Genomic DNA, 1,136 nt, shown 5'->3' on the forward strand with positions numbered 1-1,136 from the left:
CGAGGCCCTTCCGCTGGAGTAGGAGCGCTGGTGAAATCCTGGCTTCGGTAGGTCGGGCAGCACGGGCTTTTCGCAGGAGCTAATTAAACGTACTTGTGATTCACCACACTAGCTCTGATTTAAGTTGTTCCAAGGCTTCGGCATGAGTCTGATTGCTTTGCTCAAACACATACTCAAGGATCGTCGGAAACATCAGAATCGGATCCCGGTCACTAAGAGCTGTGCCATGCTTTTCAAACAGCTTCAGCTTGAGTTCTTCGAAGTCCATAGCGATTAGCCTCATCCAGCCAGGATAGGAGCGTTATCCAGCAAGCTAAAGAGTTCCTTCTTGATTACCCCAAGACGGTGCCTTACCACCATTGGCAAATCTGTAGAAGCGATAGCCTCATCAAATGTTTTTCTTGCCTTAAGCATTTCCTGGAGATCTTGTTTGAACGTATTTTCTTTCAGCGCTGGTATGTTGACGATGGCTGCAATACGGTCCTTGTGCTTCTTATAAACCTGGAGTTCTTCAAATGACTTGCCCTGAACATCGACAGGACCAGAATATGGGTTTAGCCAGACCACAAATTCAGCTTCGGTAGGAAACTGCGCAGCCAGTTGAGAAAAACCGTTGAGTGTATCCATAAATGATTGGCCCCCAGCTATAGGGGTATGGATGACTAGCTCATGACCTAGTGAGGTCAATAGCGTTGGAATTTCATTGCTAATCAGGTAACTAGAAAGCGGTATGAAAGAGGATGCGCCGTTATCAATGATCACGTCATCCTGAGCTTCTGCAATTAGCTCAATCAGCTTATCAAAGTGACGCGGATTAATTTCGTCACCATTCATGATGTTTAGCCGTTTGACATTGAGGGCTTCGAATCCAGCGAATGTTGGGTTCACTGGATCAGTATCAATGCACATAGGATTATGTCCTTTGCTGAACTTATACTGTGCCAATGTATTGGTGACAAAAGACTTACCCACGCCGCCTTTGCCCATCAGTATCAGATATACTTTAGCCATGACCTGCCCCCAGTTTTAGTACCGCTGCCTATTTAGAGCCGCTAACAAAACCTCTCTAATGAGCGCAGGCATATAATGCTGCACGCCAGCGATAACAGGGCTCGGTGAGTATCTAGCCTGCGCTC

2 protein-coding genes are annotated in these 1,136 nt (G+C 46.7%); both read right to left on the reverse strand.

Annotated elements, in window-relative coordinates; translation table 11 throughout:
• Nucleotides 1-100: 100 nt before the first annotated feature.
• Entirely contained in the window at nucleotides 101-268 is a 168-nt protein-coding gene (locus IQ22_RS23075) for a hypothetical protein (RefSeq protein WP_158635492.1), read from the reverse strand.
• Nucleotides 269-279: 11 nt separating this feature from the next.
• The gene (locus IQ22_RS23080) at nucleotides 280-1,011 is read right to left on the reverse strand and encodes a nucleotide-binding protein (protein ID WP_145146129.1); all 732 of its coding nucleotides are present in this window, start codon (nucleotides 1,009-1,011) and stop codon (nucleotides 280-282) included.
• Nucleotides 1,012-1,136 lie beyond the last annotated feature (125 nt).

The organism is Pseudomonas duriflava (genome assembly GCF_007830155.1).
In the GTDB taxonomy this organism is placed as follows: domain Bacteria; phylum Pseudomonadota; class Gammaproteobacteria; order Pseudomonadales; family Pseudomonadaceae; genus Chryseomonas; species Chryseomonas duriflava.